Below are 17,879 nucleotides of genomic sequence, written 5' to 3'. Positions count from 1 at the left end.
GCTTTCGTCACGCAGCGTACTGCGTCTTACATCATCACGACGTCAAACTGCTCCTGGTTATAGAGCGGTTCAATTTGTACTTTTACCTGTTTGCCGACAAAGATTTCCACTTCCGCCAGCGCGTGCGACTCTTCACCTTTCAGCGCTTCAGCCACCGCAGGGGAAGCATAGACCAGAAAACGATCGGAGTCGTAGGCATGATGAACACGGACGATTTCGCGCATAATTTCATAGCAGACGGTCTCAACCGTCTTTACCGTTCCGCGCCCATGGCAGGTTGGGCATTCATTACACAGCACATGCTCAACGCTCTCGCGGGTACGCTTACGCGTCATTTCCACCAGCCCCAGCTGCGAGAAGCCGTTAATGCTGGTTTTCACGCGGTCTTTGCTCAGCGCCTGCTCAAGCGAGTGCAGCACGCGGCGACGATGGTCTTCATTACTCATATCGATGAAGTCGATGATGATAATGCCGCCCAGATTGCGCAGACGAAGCTGGCGCGCAATCGCCTGCGTGGCTTCGATGTTGGTGTTGAAGATGGTGTCATCGAGGTTGCGATGGCCGACAAACGCGCCGGTGTTGATATCGACGGTGGTCATCGCTTCGGTCTGATCGATGATCAGATAGCCGCCGGACTTCAGCTCGACCTTACGCTCCAGCGCGCGCTGGATCTCGTTTTCGACATCATAGAGATCGAAAATCGGCTGACGCCCTGAATAATGTTCCAGCAGGCCAGGCATCTCCGGGATGTACTCAGCGGTAAATTCCAGCAGGGCTTCATAGGTCAGGCGTGAGTCCACGCGAATGCGGTCGAGCTGGGCATCGGCAAAGTCGCGCAGAACGCGCTGAGCAAGGGCCAGCTCACCGTAGAGCTGGTAGCGGGTCTGGTTGCGTTTTTTACGCTCCATCACCTTGGTCCAGACGCGCTTCAGGTAAGCCGCATCCGACGCCAGGTCTTCTTCGCTGATCCCTTCCGCAGCGGTACGGATGATAAACCCGCCCTGTTCATCGCAGTAGGCGCTGACCACTTTCTTCAGACGCTCGCGCTCGGTTTCGCTCTCAATACGCTGCGAAACGCCCACGTGCGACGCGCCGGGCATAAAGACCAGATAGCGGGAAGGTAAGGTGATGTCGGTGGTCAGACGGGCGCCTTTGGTACCGAGGGGATCTTTCACCACCTGCACCATCAGATCCTGTCCCTGACGCACCAGTTCAGAAATATCGCGCACGGCAAACTGTTTTTGCTCTTCGCCCGCGACGCACTCGGTGTGCGGCATGATATCGGAGGCATGTAAAAACGCCGCCTTATCCAGTCCAATATCTACAAAAGCCGCCTGCATACCCGGTAGTACACGACTGACACGACCTTTGTAGATATTGCCTACTATTCCGCGCCGCGCTTCACGCTCAATATGAATTTCCTGAAGAATGCCACCATCAATATAGGCCACACGGGTTTCCGATGGCGTTACGTTTACCAACAATTCAGCCGTCATAATTATCCCTTCCCTCACGCAGTGAGTTAAAATTGCTCAGCAACTCATACGTTTCCACCAGCGGTAAGCCGACTACGGCGTGATAGCTGCCATTAATCTTCCTGACAAAACAGCCACCCAGCCCCTGAATACCGTATGCACCTGCTTTATCCATTGGTTCACCGCTGGCAATATAAGCGGCGATGTCGTCGTCGGTAAGTACTCTGAACGTCACTTCGGTCACTACCAGGCAATCCAGCACGTGCTGGCGGTCAGCCAGCGCGACGGCCGTCATCACCTGATGCGTTTGTCCGGACATTTTGTGCAGCATGCGCGCCGCATGATCGGCGTCGCGCGGTTTCTCAAGCACTTCACCGTTCAGAATAACGATGGTATCTGCTCCCAGCACGGGAAGATCGCGTGGCACACTGGCCACGCCCGCCTGCGCTTTCTCGCGCGCCAGGCGAGACACGTACTGTTGAGCGCTTTCGCCCTCAGCACGTTTTTCTTCAATGCCGGTAACGATGCGTTCAAAAGAGACGCCTAGCTGCGTCAGGAGTTCCTGACGGCGCGGGGAGCCGGAAGCGAGATACAAAGACGTCATAGAAACCTTTTATTGCACAGCAAACTGCTGGCGAACCTTACGCATCAGCAGGAATAACCAAGGCCAGAGCACACCGTTTACTACACTACTCCAGAACACTTCCGGTCGGAAAGAGACGTTGATCACTAAAAACTCTGCCCAGAAAACAACGATATCCGCAGAGAGCGACAATAGCATCACTACCAGGGCCTGTTGCCAGAGCGCAAGGTTACGAAAGAGCTGGAATTTGAGTGCGACGAGGTACGCAATAATGCTCATGGACAAGGCGCGCACGCCAAGCGTAGAGCCGCTAATGAGATCCAGTATGGCACCCATCACGAAACCTGTGCCGACATTTACGCGATGCGGCAGGGCAAGGATCCAGTAGAGTAAAATGAGTAATACCCAGTTTGGCCGGAAAACGAGAATGTCATCCGGCCAGGGCATCACTTGCAGTAACAGTGCAATGAGAAACGAGAGCCAGATGACCCAGCGTCCCTGGCTACGATAGCTTGCCACTACTGCCCTCCCGAAGAGAGTTTAGGCGGTGGCAGCGCATCCGGCAGCGGCTGCGTTAACCCGGTTGCCGGCGCCGGTACTGGTGCAGGCGGCCCCATGGAATCCGCAGGCGGGAGAACCTGCGGCATCATCTGCATCAGGCGCTCGTTCGCCACGCGATGCACCTCTTCAGGCGTCATCGGATTAGAACCGTTACGATCGGCGCCCCACAGCAGCAGCAGATAGCGCAGACGCTGCAAACCGGCGGTTGGACGGGCCTGAATCACGGTATAGGCACGCTGGGTGTCCAGCTTGACCGAAGAGACCACCGCAACCGGATAACCTTCAGGGAAGCGTCCACCCAGGCCGGACGTCACCAGCACGTCGCCCACGCGGATATCCGTGTTAGCCGGCAGGTGTTCCAGCTGCAGGTCGTCCGTACAGCCGTTACCGGCCGCAATCACGCGGATGTCGTTGCGCAGAACCTGGATCGGCAGCGCATGCGTGGCATCGCAAATCAGCAGCACGCGGCTGGTCAGTTTAGCCACGGCAACAACCTGGCCCACAACGCCTTTATCGCTGATAACAGGCTGACCTTCATACACCCCGTTCACGCTCCCTTTGTCGATCACAACCTGATCGCTGTAGGGGTCGTTCACGGTGGAGATCACCTGCGTGACCATTTTCTGCTCATCCTGACGCAGCGGCGAGCCGAGCAGTTCACGCAGACGCGCGTTCTCCTGCTTGTATTGCCCCAGCATCAGCAGTTCGCTGTTTTTCAGCAGCAGTTCCTGACGTAATGCCCGGTTTTCGAGTTCGAGTTGGTCGCGCGAAGACAGCGTTTGAGAAACGGAGTCGAGCAGTTCACGGGGACCATTTGAAACAAAGTAGAAAGGACTGACGGCGGTATCCATGTACGTTCTGATCTGGCTGAACGTACCGAGGCGGCTATCGGCAATAATGACCCCAAGCGCAACCAGAACCGCCAAAATGAGGCGAAACTGTAGCGATGGGCCACGGCTAAAAATTGGCTTCATAGGCTATGCGTATTCTCGCGTCAGAGAGAAAGGGTAGCAAATTGCTACCCTCTCAAACTCGACTACTCTTCGCTGAACAAATCGCCGCCGTGCATGTCGATCATTTCCAGCGCCTTGCCACCACCACGGGCGACGCAAGTCAGTGGATCTTCTGCAACTACGACAGGAATACCTGTCTCTTCCATTAACAGGCGGTCGAGGTTACGCAGCAGCGCACCACCACCGGTCAGAACCATACCGCGCTCGGAGATATCGGACGCCAGCTCTGGTGGACACTGTTCCAGCGCAACCATTACCGCGCTCACGATGCCCGTCAGTGGTTCCTGCAGAGCTTCCAGAATTTCGTTGGAGTTCAGGGTGAAACCGCGTGGAACACCTTCAGCCAGGTTACGGCCACGTACTTCGATCTCACGCACTTCATCGCCCGGATACGCAGAGCCGATTTCGTGTTTGATACGCTCTGCGGTGGCTTCACCGATCAGAGAGCCGTAGTTACGGCGCACATAATTAATGATGGCTTCATCGAAGCGGTCACCACCGATACGTACGGAAGAGGAGTACACCACGCCGTTCAGAGAGATAACGGCCACTTCAGTGGTACCACCACCGATATCCACAACCATAGAACCGGTAGCTTCGGAAACAGGCAGGCCAGCACCGATGGCCGCAGCCATTGGCTCTTCAATCAGGAACACTTCACGTGCACCTGCACCCTGGGCAGATTCACGGATTGCGCGACGCTCTACCTGGGTTGCACCAACCGGCACACACACCAGAACACGCGGGCTTGGACGCATGAAGCTGTTGCTGTGAACCTGCTTGATGAAGTGCTGAAGCATTTTTTCAGTCACGAAGAAGTCGGCGATAACGCCGTCTTTCATTGGGCGAATGGCGGCGATGTTGCCAGGGGTACGACCCAGCATCTGCTTCGCGTCATGACCCACTGCAGCCACGCTTTTCGGCGAGCCTGCACGATCCTGACGAATGGCCACAACGGAAGGCTCATTCAATACGATGCCTTGTCCTTTTACATAAATAAGGGTATTCGCGGTACCCAGGTCAATGGACAGGTCATTGGAAAACATGCCACGAAATTTTTTCAACATACTAAGGGATAATCCTGAAAGCTGGGGCGGAAAACAAAATCCGCTTACTTTACCAACCACACGCAGCAGCGACAAGGCGCAAAAATCATCTGCAACGGTGAAAATTTGTGCAGTACGTTTCCTGATGTTACAAAATCATCCCCTGATTCCCTCAGGGCTGAGTAAACAGTAGCGTTCCCCACTGACGTTTGTAACCCGTTACAGGTCGTTCACTGGCTTTTTGCTCGACATACTCAAAGCTACAGGCGCGATATTCTACGTGAAAACAGCGTAAACGGCAGGTCAAACAGAGTATCTTTGCAAATATTTTTTCACGTTGGTGTCAAGCGGTTGAGAGGCAGCAAAAAAATCCCCCTGACCGCCCATCACGCCGCGCGCTGTTAACATCTGCCATTCGCTTCTGGAGCGCACGCCCGTGGCGAATACTTGTGTTCGCGTACCCTTGCACGCTTCTACCAGACTCTGTACCAGCAGCTGGTTTTCCGTACGCTTCTCAATATTCCTTACCAGCCCCGGATGTAGCTTTAATAACTCCACATCCAGCTCCTTGATCCAGTTGGTGCTGACCAGCGTTAAACCTGCCTGCGTCACAGCGATACGAGCACCGAGCGCATTGATCAAACGTACCACCGGACGTAACCGGCTGATGTGTTGACCTACATCGGCCTCAGCAAGTTCAAAAATAATGTGTTTACGTTGCGATTTTTCGCATTGCATTAACGTATCACGTAGCCAGCGCTGAAAACGTGGGCGTATTAACGACTCCACGGTGACCTGTAACGCCAGGTTTTCTTCAGGCCAGAAGGATAAAAACGGAATCAGCCGGGTAATTTGCTGGCGGTCATACTCTTCGGACAGGCCAAATTGCAGCACCATCGGCAGATATTCCGCAGAGATGACCTCTTCGGTACCGTCAAAAATACGACACATCAGTTCACGGTGATGAACGTTGCCGTTTTTCATGACCGCGGGTTTTTGATAAATACGTGGCCCGCCGCGGCTGAGCATTTGCTCAATCAGCGTGCGCCAGCGCACGTTGCCGCGCCCTTTTTCCGGCAGCGAGTCATCGTAAACCGCCCATCCGTTGGCCCCCTGTAACACGGCGTTGCGGGTAGCGGCTTCCGCGTGCTCCATCACCTGTTCAGTCGATTGTCCGCCACGCCAGGCGCAGATCCCCATGTGGACCATATCGTCCCTGTCGAGCATTTTGCTCTGCGGCAGCGCATCTACCGCCTTCAGCAGCTGGCTGGCGATGCTTTCGGATTCCTTCAGCGTACGGTGAGGCAACAGCACGGCAAAGTCGCTGCGGTGATAGCGGGCCAGCAGCGCGCCCGGGTAGCGCATAATAAAGGTGGAGAGCAGGTTGATCAGCGTAAAGAGGTTTTCTTCCGCGGCACGCTGTCCCCAGGTGTCGCGCAGGAGATCGAAATCGGGCAGACGAATCATCATCACCACCCCGTGTGTCCCCACTTTTTCTGAATCGTCGAGCAGCGTGGCGAGCTGATTATCAAAGAAAAGACGGTTGTTAAGGCCAGTTTTATTATCCTGCGCCGCATAAGAGCGGATCAGCGTATCCATACGGCTGCGCTGATCGCTGGCAAACTGGATTTCGGAGAGCAGGGTATCGAGCGCGCTGCTGGCGCGTGACGGCCACTCGTGAACAGAGCCACGCACCTGCGGGCCGCGTTCACCGTTCAGGATACGTACGGATCGCATCTCCAGCAGCTCCTGACCAGAGAGCTGGCGGCGCAGCCAGCGGACCGCGAGAAAGATCAGCAGGACGATAAACGCAACGGCGATGGTGAGCGGCGCGGTGGTCATCATGGAACGGAAATAGCTGGCCATCGGATCGAGGTAGACCATGTGTATGGTCATCCCCGGATTTTTAAGGGAATGCACCGTCACTTCCCGATACTGGCTTACCACGCCCGCGGGGCGATAGCTTCCCGGTCGTTCATGGCTTAAAACAAGATGCTTTCCCTGCAGAATGTCGATCTGAACGATATCAACAGGTACCATCAACTCATCAAGCTCACGGGAGAGCGCCGGTAGGGGCGTCGTCAGCAGACGCGTATCAATCACCGAGGCAACAGACTGTACCCGGTTGACCAGCTTGTCCTGAATGGCGGTGTAAAAACTCAGGGAACAGCCCAGAAGCGTGACAAAAATGGTAAGCCCCGTCAGCAAGGTGATAAAAGCTGAGAACTTCGTCGTTAATCGCATCCTTGAGATTACTCCGTGGGTTGATGGGGTAGCGAGTAAGCGCTAACTTGCATTTCAAATGCGGCATACTACCAAATCGGGCGTATCTGGCAATTTATTGCGTTAAATCGGCACTGCGTTTCCCTGAGCGAGTATAGTCTTCAGAAATTATTTTCCAATCATCTGAGTCGTGAGGACCCCGTATGCAGGCTTTGATCTTAGAACAGCAGGACGGCAAAACGCTTGCCTCAGTGCAGGCGGTTGAAGAGAGTCGCCTGCCGGAAGGCGACGTAACCGTCGACATCGACTGGTCCAGTTTAAATTATAAAGATGCGCTGGCTATAACCGGTAAGGGTAAAATCATCCGAAATTTCCCTATGGTGCCGGGGATCGATTTCGCTGGGCGGGTTCATACCAGCGAGGATCCGCGCTTCCATCCGGGCCAGCATGTGCTGCTCACAGGCTGGGGCGTGGGTGAAAATCACTGGGGCGGGCTGGCAACGCAGGCGCGCGTGAAGGGCGACTGGCTGGTGCCTGTGCCGAAAGGCATGGATGGCCGCAAGGCGATGATCGTCGGCACGGCAGGCTTTACCGCCATGCTGTGCGTGATGGCGCTGGAAGATGCAGGTATCCGCCCTGAGTCAGGGGAAATTGTCGTCACCGGCGCCAGCGGCGGCGTGGGCAGCACGGCAGTCACGCTGCTCCACAAGCTGGGCTATCAGGTCGCTGCGGTTTCCGGCCGAGAAAGCACCCATGACTATCTGCGCCAGCTCGGTGCCAGCCGCATTCTCAGCCGTGACGAATTTGCCGAAACCCGTCCGCTGGAAAAACAGGTTTGGGCAGGGGCGGTGGATACCGTCGGTGATAAGGTGCTGGCAAAAGTCCTGGCGCAGATGAACTACGGCGGCTGCGTGGCAGCCTGCGGTCTGGCGGGCGGATTTGCCCTGCCAACCACCGTGATGCCATTTATTCTGCGTAACGTACGCCTGCAGGGCGTGGATTCCGTGATGACCCCGCCGGCCCGTCGTCATGAAGCCTGGGAACGGCTGGTGCGCGATCTGCCGGAATCTTTCTATACCCAGAGCGCAACGGAGATAACCCTCAGCCAGGCGCCGGAATACGCCAGTAAGATCATGGACAACCAATTCCACGGCCGCGCGCTGGTGAAAATCGCCTAATCTTCAAATTTTCGTGACATATTCGCGCGAATCCCTCTCCTCCGTCATGCTTAGAAAAACGCATGACGGAGGATGCCATGAAAAACCGAAAACTGACGGAAGCCGACGTAACGTCTGAGTCTGTCTTTATGTTACAGCGCCGCCAGATCCTGAAAATGCTTGGCATCAGCGCCACAGCCCTGACGCTCTCTCCGGCGGCACACGCCGACCTGCTCGACTGGTTTAAAGGCAACGATCGGCCAAAGGCCCCATCCGGCGCCCCGCTCACCTTTACGAAACCGGCCGAATGGCAAAACAAGCTGACGCTCACGCCGGAAGATAAAGTTACCGGCTACAACAACTTCTACGAATTTGGTCTCGATAAGGCCGATCCTGCCGCCAACGCGGGGAGCCTCAAAACCGATCCGTGGACGCTGAAAATTGATGGCGAAGTGGCGAAACCCCTGACGCTGGATCACCACGATCTTACTACCCGTTTCCCGCTCGAAGAGCGTATCTATCGCATGCGCTGCGTGGAGGCGTGGTCGATGGTGGTGCCCTGGATTGGCTTCCCGCTGCATAAACTGCTGGCAATGGTTGAGCCCACCAGCAACGCAAAATATGTCGCTTTCCAGACGCGCTATGCGCCGGACGAGATGCCCGGGCAGAAAGATCGGTTCATCGGCGGCGGGCTTGAGTATCCGTATGTGGAAGGGCTACGTCTCGACGAAGCTATGCACCCCCTCACCCTGCTGACCGTTGGCGTTTATGGCAAAGCGCTTCCGCCGCAGAACGGTGCCCCCATCCGTTTAACCGTACCGTGGAAATATGGCTTCAAAGGGATTAAGTCTATCGTCAGCATTAAGCTTACCCGCGAACGTCCGCCAACCACCTGGAATCTGGCGGCTCCGGACGAATACGGTTTCTTCGCCAACGTGAACCCGCACGTGGATCATCCGCGCTGGTCGCAGGCAACCGAGCGGTTTATCGGTTCCGGCGGTGCGCTGGACGTAAAGCGCCAGCCGACGCTGCTATTTAACGGCTATGCGGATGAAGTGGCCTCGCTTTACCGTGGCCTCAACTTACGGGAGAACTTCTGAGTGCGTTTAACGGCAAAACAGATTACCTGGCTGAAAGTGCTGCTGCACCTGGCCGGGCTGCTTCCTTTTATATGGCTGTTCTGGGCCGCCAGCCAGGGGCTCTTTAGCGCAGATCCTGCAAAGGATATCCAGCATTTTACCGGTCGGATGGCTCTGAAATTTTTGCTGGCCACCTTGCTCGTCTCGCCGCTGGCGCGCTACGCTAAACAGCCCTTATTGATTCGCACCCGTCGGCTATTAGGGCTATGGTGTTTTGCCTGGGCGACGCTGCACCTCACCAGCTACGCCCTGCTGGAACTGGGAATTAACAATCTGGCGCTGCTTGGCCGCGAACTGGTGACACGTCCTTATCTGACGCTGGGTATCGTGAGCTGGGTGGTTTTACTGGCGTTAGCGCTGACATCCACGCAATATGCGCAGCGAAAACTGGGCAGGCGCTGGCAGCTGCTGCACAACTTCGTCTATCTTGTCGCGATCCTCGCTCCCATTCATTACCTGTGGTCGGTGAAGATCCTCTCGCCGCAGCCAATCCTTTATGCACTGGCGGCCGTGGCGCTTTTAGCATGGCGTTACAAGAAGTTCCGCCAGTGGTTGCGATAGTTCGCGAAACTGTGCGTTTTCCCGCAGATTACCCGTCAACCGCAAATCTTTTTCGGATAGCGGTTGATAATCTTCCCTGATAAGACCAGTATTTAGCTGCTAAATGCTACGAAATCGTTATAATGTGCGACCTTGGTTCGCCTGACAGCGGTTTTAAGCCTCTGAAAAGGTGACATTTGCGTTTCGAAGGTATATTTTGTTTTTTACCCGAAAATCGCAGGAGATAGCGGCATTATGACTGATAAGTTCCATATCTTAGTTTTGAACGGACCGAACCTGAACATGCTCGGCACCCGTGAGCCAGAGAAGTACGGCACGCTAACATTGAGTGAAATTGTTAACCGTCTGGGAACGGAAGCAGCGGCACTGAATGTGGATTTGGATCATTTTCAGTCGAATGCGGAGTACGCACTCATCGACCGTATTCATCAGGCTAAAGACAATGTGGACTATATCCTGATCAATCCGGCCGCGTTTACGCACACCAGTGTTGCTATCCGCGACGCACTGCTCGCGGTGAGTATCCCGTTTATCGAGATCCACCTGAGTAATGTGCACGCCCGAGAGCCGTTCCGTCACCATTCGTATCTGTCGGATATCGCTGCTGGCGTTATCTGTGGACTGGGCGCAGACGGCTATTCATACGCTTTACAGACAGCGGTAAAACGCTTGTCACAATCACACTAAACAAGAGTACGGAACCCACTCATGGATATTCGTAAGATTAAAAAACTGATCGAGCTGGTTGAAGAATCAGGCATCTCCGAACTGGAAATTTCTGAAGGCGAAGAGTCTGTACGCATCAGCCGTGCAGCCCCAGCCGCTAGCTTCCCGGTAATGCAGCAAGCGTATGCTGCGCCAGTGCAGCAGCCTGCGCTCTCCGCAGCCGTTGCGCCAGCAGCTGAAGCCGCACCTGCCGCTGCAGCAGAAATCAGTGGTCACATCGTACGTTCCCCAATGGTTGGTACTTTCTACCGCACCCCGAGCCCGGACGCGAAGGCGTTCATCGAAGTGGGTCAGAAAGTCAACGTAGGCGATACCCTGTGCATCGTTGAAGCGATGAAAATGATGAACCAGATCGAAGCAGACAAATCAGGTACTGTGAAAGCGATTCTGGTCGAAAGTGGTCAGCCGGTTGAATTTGACGAGCCGCTGGTCGTCATCGAGTAACGAGGCGTACATGCTGGATAAAATTGTTATCGCCAACCGCGGCGAGATCGCACTGCGTATTCTTCGTGCCTGTAAAGAACTGGGCATCAAGACCGTCGCTGTGCACTCAAGCGCGGATCGCGATTTAAAACACGTATTGCTGGCGGATGAGACGGTCTGTATTGGCCCGGCTCCGTCCGTAAAAAGCTATCTGAACATCCCGGCTATCATCAGCGCCGCTGAAATCACCGGCGCGGTGGCAATTCATCCGGGTTACGGCTTCCTCTCTGAGAACGCCAACTTTGCTGAGCAGGTTGAACGCTCTGGCTTCATCTTCATCGGCCCGAAAGCCGACACCATCCGCCTGATGGGCGACAAAGTGTCTGCAATCACCGCGATGAAAAAAGCCGGTGTTCCAACCGTACCAGGCTCTGACGGCCCTCTGACCGACGACATGGATGCTAACCGTGCTCATGCTAAACGCATTGGCTATCCGGTTATCATCAAGGCGTCCGGCGGCGGCGGCGGTCGCGGTATGCGCGTTGTGCGCAGCGATGCTGAACTGGCGCAGTCCATCTCCATGACCAAAGCAGAAGCGAAAGCCGCTTTCAGCAATGACATGGTGTACATGGAAAAATACCTGGAAAACCCACGCCACATCGAAATTCAGGTGCTGGCTGACGGTCAGGGTAACGCGATCTATCTGGCAGAACGTGACTGCTCCATGCAGCGTCGTCACCAGAAAGTGGTCGAAGAAGCACCAGCACCGGGCATTACCCCGGAACTGCGTCGCTACATCGGCGAGCGTTGCTCCAAAGCGTGTGTCGATATCGGCTATCGCGGTGCAGGTACCTTTGAGTTCCTGTTCGAAAACGGCGAGTTCTATTTCATCGAAATGAACACCCGTATTCAGGTTGAACACCCGGTTACCGAAATGATCACCGGCGTTGACCTGATCAAAGAACAGCTGCGTATCGCTGCAGGCCAGCCGCTGTCCATCAAGCAGGAAGAAGTTGTGGTGAAAGGCCATGCGGTAGAGTGCCGTATCAACGCCGAAGACCCGAACACCTTCCTGCCAAGCCCGGGTAAAATCACGCGTTTCCACGCGCCGGGTGGCTTTGGTGTGCGCTGGGAGTCTCATATCTACGCCGGTTACACCGTACCGCCGTACTATGACTCAATGATCGGCAAGCTTATCTGCTACGGCGAAAACCGTGACGTGGCGATTGCCCGCATGAAAAACGCCCTGCAGGAGCTGATCATCGACGGTATCAAAACCAACGTAGATCTGCAGATGCGTATCATGAGCGACGAGCACTTCCAGAATGGTGGAACTAATATCCACTATCTGGAGAAAAAACTCGGTCTGAACGAGAAGTAAGAGACCTGTGTTGCTAAAAGGCCGGATTATCCGGCCTTTTTTATTTCTGGGGATCGCCAGGCCCCATCATGTACAATCCCCGCTTTCTTCATCCACAAGGGACAAAAAATGGACAAACGTTTTGTTCAGGCCCATAAAGAAGCGCGCTGGGCGCTGTGGCTGACCCTTCTCTATCTCGCTGCATGGTTAGTAACTGCTTACTTACCTGACTCCGCTATTGGCATCACCGGCCTGCCGCACTGGTTCGAAATGGCGTGTCTGCTGGTACCGCTGGTTTTCATCCTGCTGTGCTGGGCAATGGTGAAATTCATTTATCGCGATATTCCGCTGGAGGACGATGATGCAGCTTGAAGTCATTCTGCCGCTTATCGCTTACTTGTTAGTGGTGTTTGGTTTATCCGTTTACGCCATGCGTAAAAGAACGACGGGCACCTTCCTGAACGAGTATTTTCTTGGCAGCCGCTCGATGGGCGGCGTCGTGCTGGCCATGACGCTGACCGCGACCTACATCAGCGCCAGTTCGTTTATCGGCGGACCCGGAGCAGCCTATAAATACGGGTTAGGCTGGGTGCTGCTGGCGATGATCCAGCTTCCTGCCGTCTGGCTCTCGCTGGGCATACTGGGTAAAAAATTTGCCATTCTGGCGCGCCGTTATAATGCCGTGACGCTCAACGATATGCTGTTTGCCCGCTATCAGAGCCGTTTACTGGTGTGGCTGGCCAGCTTAAGCCTGCTGGTGGCCTTTATTGGCGCAATGACGGTGCAGTTTATCGGCGGGGCACGCCTGCTGGAAACGGCGGCGGGTATTCCCTACGAGACAGGCTTGATCATCTTTGGAGTCAGCATTGCGCTGTATACCGCGTTTGGCGGATTCCGCGCCAGCGTGCTGAACGATACGATGCAGGGCATGGTTATGCTTATCGGCACTATTGTCCTGCTGGTCGGCATCGTCCACGCCGCGGGCGGCCTGAGCCATGCGGTTGAAACGCTCGAGACGATCGATCCAAAACTGGTTTCGCCGCAGGGCGCGGATGACATCCTTTCGCCAACCTTTATGACCTCGTTCTGGGTGTTGGTGTGCTTTGGGGTGATTGGCCTGCCGCATACCGCCGTGCGCTGTATCTCTTACAAAGACAGCAAAGCCGTGCACAGAGGTATCATTATCGGCACTATCGTTGTCGCAATCCTGATGTTTGGTATGCACCTGGCGGGCGCGTTAGGTCGGGCAGTTATTCCTGACCTTACCGTACCCGATCTGGTTATCCCAACCCTGATGGTTAAAGTACTGCCGCCATTTGCCGCCGGGATCTTCCTCGCCGCACCGATGGCCGCCATTATGTCGACCATCAACGCTCAGCTGCTGCAAAGTTCCGCTACGATCATAAAAGATCTCTATCTGAACCTGCGTCCTGAGCAGGCAGAGAATGAACGGCGCCTGAAGCGCATGTCGGCCGTTATTACTCTGGCGTTAGGGGCATTGCTGCTGTTAGCCGCGTGGCGCCCGCCGGAGATGATCATCTGGCTGAACCTGCTGGCATTTGGTGGGCTTGAAGCCGTATTCCTGTGGCCGCTGGTGTTAGGGCTCTACTGGGAGCGCGCGAATGCCGCCGGTGCGCTGAGCGCGATGATTGTCGGCGGCGTGCTTTACGCCGTCCTCGCAACGTTTAAGATTCAGTACCTGGGCTTCCATCCGATTGTGCCTTCGTTACTGCTAAGTTTACTGGCGTTTGTGGTGGGGAACCGTTTCGGTCAGCCCGTCCCACAACCCGCTATGATTTCTACTGATAAATAAAGAGTTTTGCCATGCCGTGGATCCAACTAAAACTGAACACAACCGGCGCTAACGCCGAAGAGCTGAGCGATGCGCTGATGGAGGCCGGTTCGGTCTCTATCACCTTCCAGGACACGCATGACACGCCGGTCTTTGAGCCGCTGCCGGGCGAAACCCGCCTGTGGGGTGATACCGACGTTATTGGCCTGTTTGATGCCGAAACCGATATGAAAGAGGTTGTCGCGATTCTGGAGAATCATCCTCTGCTGGGCGCAGGTTTCGTGCATAAAATCGAACAGCTGGAAGATAAAGACTGGGAACGCGAGTGGATGGATAACTTCCACCCGATGCAGTTCGGCAAACGTCTGTGGATCTGTCCGAGCTGGCGCGATGTCCCTGATGAAAGCGCAGTGAACGTGATGCTCGACCCGGGCCTGGCGTTTGGTACCGGTACTCACCCAACCACGTCTCTGTGCCTGCAGTGGCTGGATGGTCTGGATCTGGACGGTAAGACAGTGATCGACTTCGGCTGCGGATCCGGGATCCTCGCGATTGCAGCCCTGAAGCTGGGCGCGGCAAAAGCCATCGGGATCGATATCGATCCGCAGGCGATTCAGGCCAGCCGCGATAATGCCGAGCGTAACGGCGTCTCCGATCGTCTGGAGCTGTATCTGCCGGATGCTCAGCCAGAAGCCATGAAAGCCGATGTGGTGGTCGCAAACATTCTGGCGGGCCCACTGCGCGAACTGGCTCCGTTAATCAGCGTGCTGCCCGTTGAGGGTGGTCTGCTGGGGCTTTCCGGTATCCTGGCAAGCCAGGCCGACAGCGTGTGTGAAGCTTACGCCGATCTCTTTGCTCTCGACCCGGTGGTGGAAAAAGAAGAGTGGTGCCGCATCACCGGCCGTAAAAAATAAGAATCTGGCGTGGTCATCTGACCACGCCTCTCACCCTCTGATAATCCTCTCTCCCCCGTTCATTCTTCGGTAAAATAACCCTACAAATCATGTTGATTTGTATTACAAAAATTCACCGGAAGAATATGATGACACACGTTACAGGCAAGGCAGCGCTGCTGGCGCTGAGCATGATTTCGGCTTCAGCATTTGCATCACACTGGAGCTATGAAGGGGAAGGTTCACCGCAACACTGGGGCGAGATGGACGAGGAATATAAGACCTGTCAAAGCGGTATGAACCAGTCTCCTGTTAATATTGATTCGACCACTAACGCCCATCTCTCCCCGCTACAAACCCACTACGTTGATGGCCCTGTTACACTGACGAACAATGGCCATACCATTCAGGCAGGTGAACAGGCGAACACCCGCGATACCCTTACTCTCGATAAGCAAACCTGGACGTTACAGCAGTTCCATTTCCACGCGCCGAGCGAAAACACCGTACATGGCAAGAGATACGCGATGGAAATGCATCTGGTTCATAAAAATGCCAGTGGGGAACTGACGGTGGTGGCGGTCATGTTTGATAAAGGGGCCGCAAACCCGGAGCTTGAAAAACTGTGGCGCGTTATGCCTCAGCAGGCCGAGCAGAACGTCTCCATCAAACAGGATCTCAACCTGAACAAACTGCTGCCAAAAAATAAAACGTACTGGCGCTTTAGCGGTTCACTGACCACTCCACCGTGTTCAGAAGGCGTTACCTGGATTGTACTTAAACAGCCCCTGACGGTTTCTGCAGAACAACTTGCCAGATTCACCCGGACAATGCATCACGATAATAACCGTCCGGTACAGTCGCTGCATGGGCGCGTCGTGGTCGAATAACAGGCATTTTTCGCATGACGATCATGTTCTAAAATGCGACGCAGATCGCAAAGAAGAAGGGAAATCTGCTGTTAAAAACAGCAGATTATCCCGCTTCAGCGACGCATTTATTCAGAAATGATGAGAAGTTACGGGAAATTGTAAGCGCCCATAAAATAACCATTACCATATAACTTAATGATTTAAATAATGAATAATTTTTAACGGGAAGATTGGGCGGCGATTCCTTGATCTACAACAGTGGATTGTTCAAAGTTTGGCCTTTCATCTCGTGCAAAAAATGCGTAATATACGCCGCCTTGCAGTCACAGTATGGTCATTTCTTAACTCATGCGCATCGGACACCACCAGCTTAGAAATCGCCTGATCGCAGCCCCAATGGCAGGTATTACAGACCGGCCGTTCAGGACGCTGTGCTACGAGATGGGAGCCGGTTTAACCGTATCCGAGATGATGTCGTCTAACCCGCAGGTTTGGGAAAGCGATAAATCCCGCCTTCGGATGGTGCACGTTGATGAACCAGGTATTCGCACCGTGCAAATTGCCGGAAGCGTGCCTGAAGAGATGGCAGATGCCGCGCGGATTAACGTGGAAAGTGGTGCCCAGATTATTGATATCAATATGGGGTGCCCGGCCAAAAAGGTGAATCGCAAGCTTGCAGGTTCAGCCCTTCTGCAATACCCCGACCAGGTGAAAGCTATCCTGACGGCGGTTGTCAGCGCGGTGGACGTTCCTGTTACGTTGAAGATTCGCACGGGTTGGTCGCCGGAACACCGTAACTGTGTAGAGATTGCCCAACTGGCCGAAGACTGTGGCATTCAGGCCCTGACCATCCATGGACGCACTCGCGCCTGTTTGTTCAACGGTGAAGCTGAATACGACAGCATTCGGGCAGTTAAGCAGAAAGTTTCCATTCCGATTATCGCGAATGGCGACATAACTGACCCGCTTAAAGCCAGGGCTGTACTCGACTATACGGGAGCTGATGCTCTGATGATAGGACGTGCAGCTCAGGGAAGACCCTGGATCTTCCGGGAAATCCAGCATTATCTGGACACTGGGGAGCTGCTTGCCCCGCTGCCTCTGGCAGAGGTTAAGCGCTTGCTTTGTTCGCATGTTCGGGAACTGCATGACCACTACGGTCAGGCAAAAGGGTACCGAATTGCGCGTAAACACGTCTCCTGGTATCTCCAGGAGCACGCTCCAGATGACCAGTTTCGGCGCACATTCAACGCCATAGAGGATGCCAGCGTACAGCTGGAGGCGTTGGAGGCATACTTCGAAAATCTTGCGTAATGAAATAAAGAGCTGACAGAACTATGTTCGAACAACGCGTAAATTCTGACGTACTGACCGTTTCTACCGTTAACTCTCAGGACCAGGTAACTCAAAAGCCCCTGCGTGACTCGGTTAAACAGGCACTGAAGAACTATTTTGCTCAACTGAACGGTCAGGATGTTAATGACCTGTATGAGCTGGTACTGGCTGAAGTTGAACAGCCACTGTTGGACATGGTGATGCAATACACCCGCGGTAACCAAACCCGCGCTGCGCTGATGATGGGTATCAACCGTGGTACTCTGCGTAAGAAACTGAAAAAATACGGCATGAACTGATACTAATCAGTTAAATGCTTGTTTAAAAAGGCGCTCTTCGGCATGGGGAAGCGCCTTTTTTATTACCTGCGCTTCTCCGTCAACGCATTGTAAACCTTCGCCTCTCCTGCTTTTCAACCCCGGTTTTTCGTGTATATTTCCCCCACCTTAGTGGCGATCTTCCTGCGGAATGACACAATGATTCGTAAATACTGGTGGCTGGTTGTTTTTGCAATCTCCGTTCTCATTTTCGATGCACTCCTGATGCAGTGGATTGAACTGATGAGCACCGAAACCGATAAGTGTCGCAATATGAACTCCGTCAATCCGCTGAAACTCGTGAACTGCTCAGAGCTCGACTAACCGCCCGATTGCGCAAATCACCCCGTTATTACCCACTAAAAACGGGGATTTAAATCCCTTTGAGCCATTACCTGACGGT

19 protein-coding genes are annotated in these 17,879 nt (G+C 54.4%); 13 read left to right on the top strand and 6 right to left on the bottom strand.

Annotation, left to right across the window (positions count from 1 at the left end; all coding sequences use genetic code 11):
- Positions 1–26: 26 nt before the first annotated feature.
- From rng to csrD, 6 genes are all read right to left on the bottom strand, one after another.
- The gene (rng, locus tag HCH49_RS14410; protein ID WP_010436156.1) at positions 27–1,496 is read right to left on the bottom strand and encodes a ribonuclease G; all 1,470 of its coding nucleotides are present in this window, start codon (positions 1,494–1,496) and stop codon (positions 27–29) included.
- Entirely contained in the window at positions 1,486–2,079 is a 594-nt protein-coding gene (locus tag HCH49_RS14405) for a nucleoside triphosphate pyrophosphatase (protein ID WP_023309398.1), read from the bottom strand. Before HCH49_RS14405 ends, rng begins: the two co-directional genes overlap by 11 nt.
- A 9-nt stretch (positions 2,080–2,088) precedes the next feature.
- Positions 2,089–2,577 carry a rod shape-determining protein MreD gene (gene mreD, locus HCH49_RS14400; protein WP_221702915.1) on the bottom strand — a complete coding sequence of 163 codons (489 nt, stop codon included), beginning with the start codon at positions 2,575–2,577 and terminating at the stop codon, positions 2,089–2,091.
- Entirely contained in the window at positions 2,577–3,593 is a 1,017-nt protein-coding gene (mreC, locus tag HCH49_RS14395; protein WP_221702914.1) for a rod shape-determining protein MreC, read from the bottom strand. The genes mreD and mreC overlap by 1 nt, the downstream gene beginning before the upstream one ends.
- 62 nt (positions 3,594–3,655) lie before the next feature.
- A complete protein-coding gene (mreB, locus tag HCH49_RS14390) occupies positions 3,656–4,699 on the bottom strand; it encodes a rod shape-determining protein MreB (RefSeq protein WP_000913396.1) in 1,044 nt (347 codons plus the stop codon).
- A gap of 282 nt (positions 4,700–4,981) precedes the next feature.
- Positions 4,982–6,922, bottom strand: coding sequence for an RNase E specificity factor CsrD (gene csrD / locus HCH49_RS14385; RefSeq protein ID WP_221702913.1), 1,941 nt, complete (start codon positions 6,920–6,922; stop codon positions 4,982–4,984).
- Between the two features lie 182 nt (positions 6,923–7,104).
- Between csrD and HCH49_RS14380 the strand changes: the two genes are divergently transcribed.
- The 13 genes from HCH49_RS14380 (at position 7,105) to HCH49_RS14320 (ending at position 17,800) form a co-directional block, all read left to right on the top strand.
- On the top strand, positions 7,105–8,079 hold the full coding sequence (locus HCH49_RS14380; RefSeq protein WP_032659658.1) for an MDR family oxidoreductase: 975 nt from the start codon (positions 7,105–7,107) through the stop codon (positions 8,077–8,079).
- A gap of 77 nt (positions 8,080–8,156) precedes the next feature.
- A complete protein-coding gene (gene msrP / locus HCH49_RS14375; RefSeq protein ID WP_029741739.1) occupies positions 8,157–9,158 on the top strand; it encodes a protein-methionine-sulfoxide reductase catalytic subunit MsrP in 1,002 nt (333 codons plus the stop codon).
- Positions 9,159–9,758: a protein-methionine-sulfoxide reductase heme-binding subunit MsrQ gene (gene msrQ, locus HCH49_RS14370; RefSeq protein WP_032659655.1), complete on the top strand. Its 600-nt coding sequence runs from the start codon at positions 9,159–9,161 to the stop codon at positions 9,756–9,758.
- Between the two features lie 234 nt (positions 9,759–9,992).
- Entirely contained in the window at positions 9,993–10,445 is a 453-nt protein-coding gene (aroQ, locus tag HCH49_RS14365; protein ID WP_221702912.1) for a type II 3-dehydroquinate dehydratase, read from the top strand.
- 21 nt (positions 10,446–10,466) lie between these two features.
- Positions 10,467–10,928, top strand: a complete 462-nt coding sequence (gene accB / locus HCH49_RS14360; protein ID WP_010436174.1) for an acetyl-CoA carboxylase biotin carboxyl carrier protein — start codon at positions 10,467–10,469, stop codon at positions 10,926–10,928.
- Positions 10,929–10,938: 10 nt separating this feature from the next.
- The gene (gene accC, locus HCH49_RS14355) at positions 10,939–12,288 is read left to right on the top strand and encodes an acetyl-CoA carboxylase biotin carboxylase subunit (RefSeq protein WP_023333644.1); all 1,350 of its coding nucleotides are present in this window, start codon (positions 10,939–10,941) and stop codon (positions 12,286–12,288) included.
- Positions 12,289–12,396: 108 nt separating this feature from the next.
- Positions 12,397–12,639: a YhdT family protein gene (locus HCH49_RS14350; RefSeq protein WP_006178860.1), complete on the top strand. Its 243-nt coding sequence runs from the start codon at positions 12,397–12,399 to the stop codon at positions 12,637–12,639.
- On the top strand, positions 12,629–14,080 hold the full coding sequence (gene panF / locus HCH49_RS14345) for a sodium/pantothenate symporter (protein ID WP_063440905.1): 1,452 nt from the start codon (positions 12,629–12,631) through the stop codon (positions 14,078–14,080). The genes HCH49_RS14350 and panF overlap by 11 nt, the downstream gene beginning before the upstream one ends.
- Before the next feature lie 11 nt (positions 14,081–14,091).
- A complete protein-coding gene (gene prmA, locus HCH49_RS14340) occupies positions 14,092–14,973 on the top strand; it encodes a 50S ribosomal protein L11 methyltransferase (RefSeq protein WP_039260393.1) in 882 nt (293 codons plus the stop codon).
- Between the two features lie 128 nt (positions 14,974–15,101).
- Positions 15,102–15,842: a carbonic anhydrase gene (locus HCH49_RS14335; RefSeq protein WP_221702994.1), complete on the top strand. Its 741-nt coding sequence runs from the start codon at positions 15,102–15,104 to the stop codon at positions 15,840–15,842.
- A gap of 330 nt (positions 15,843–16,172) precedes the next feature.
- Complete coding sequence (dusB, locus tag HCH49_RS14330) at positions 16,173–17,138, top strand: tRNA dihydrouridine synthase DusB (protein ID WP_023309409.1); 966 nt, start codon at positions 16,173–16,175, stop codon at positions 17,136–17,138.
- 23 nt (positions 17,139–17,161) lie between these two features.
- On the top strand, positions 17,162–17,458 hold the full coding sequence (gene fis, locus HCH49_RS14325) for a DNA-binding transcriptional regulator Fis (RefSeq protein WP_000462905.1): 297 nt from the start codon (positions 17,162–17,164) through the stop codon (positions 17,456–17,458).
- Positions 17,459–17,635: 177 nt separating this feature from the next.
- Positions 17,636–17,800 carry a DUF2556 family protein gene (locus tag HCH49_RS14320; RefSeq protein WP_008502862.1) on the top strand — a complete coding sequence of 55 codons (165 nt, stop codon included), beginning with the start codon at positions 17,636–17,638 and terminating at the stop codon, positions 17,798–17,800.
- The last annotated feature ends 79 nt before the right edge of the window (positions 17,801–17,879 follow it).

Origin of the sequence: Enterobacter sp. Y17, from assembly GCF_019730495.1 — a bacterium.
Taxonomy (GTDB): Bacteria; Pseudomonadota; Gammaproteobacteria; order Enterobacterales; family Enterobacteriaceae; genus Enterobacter; species Enterobacter asburiae_B.
This window is presented reverse-complemented; position numbering and strand designations above follow the sequence as displayed.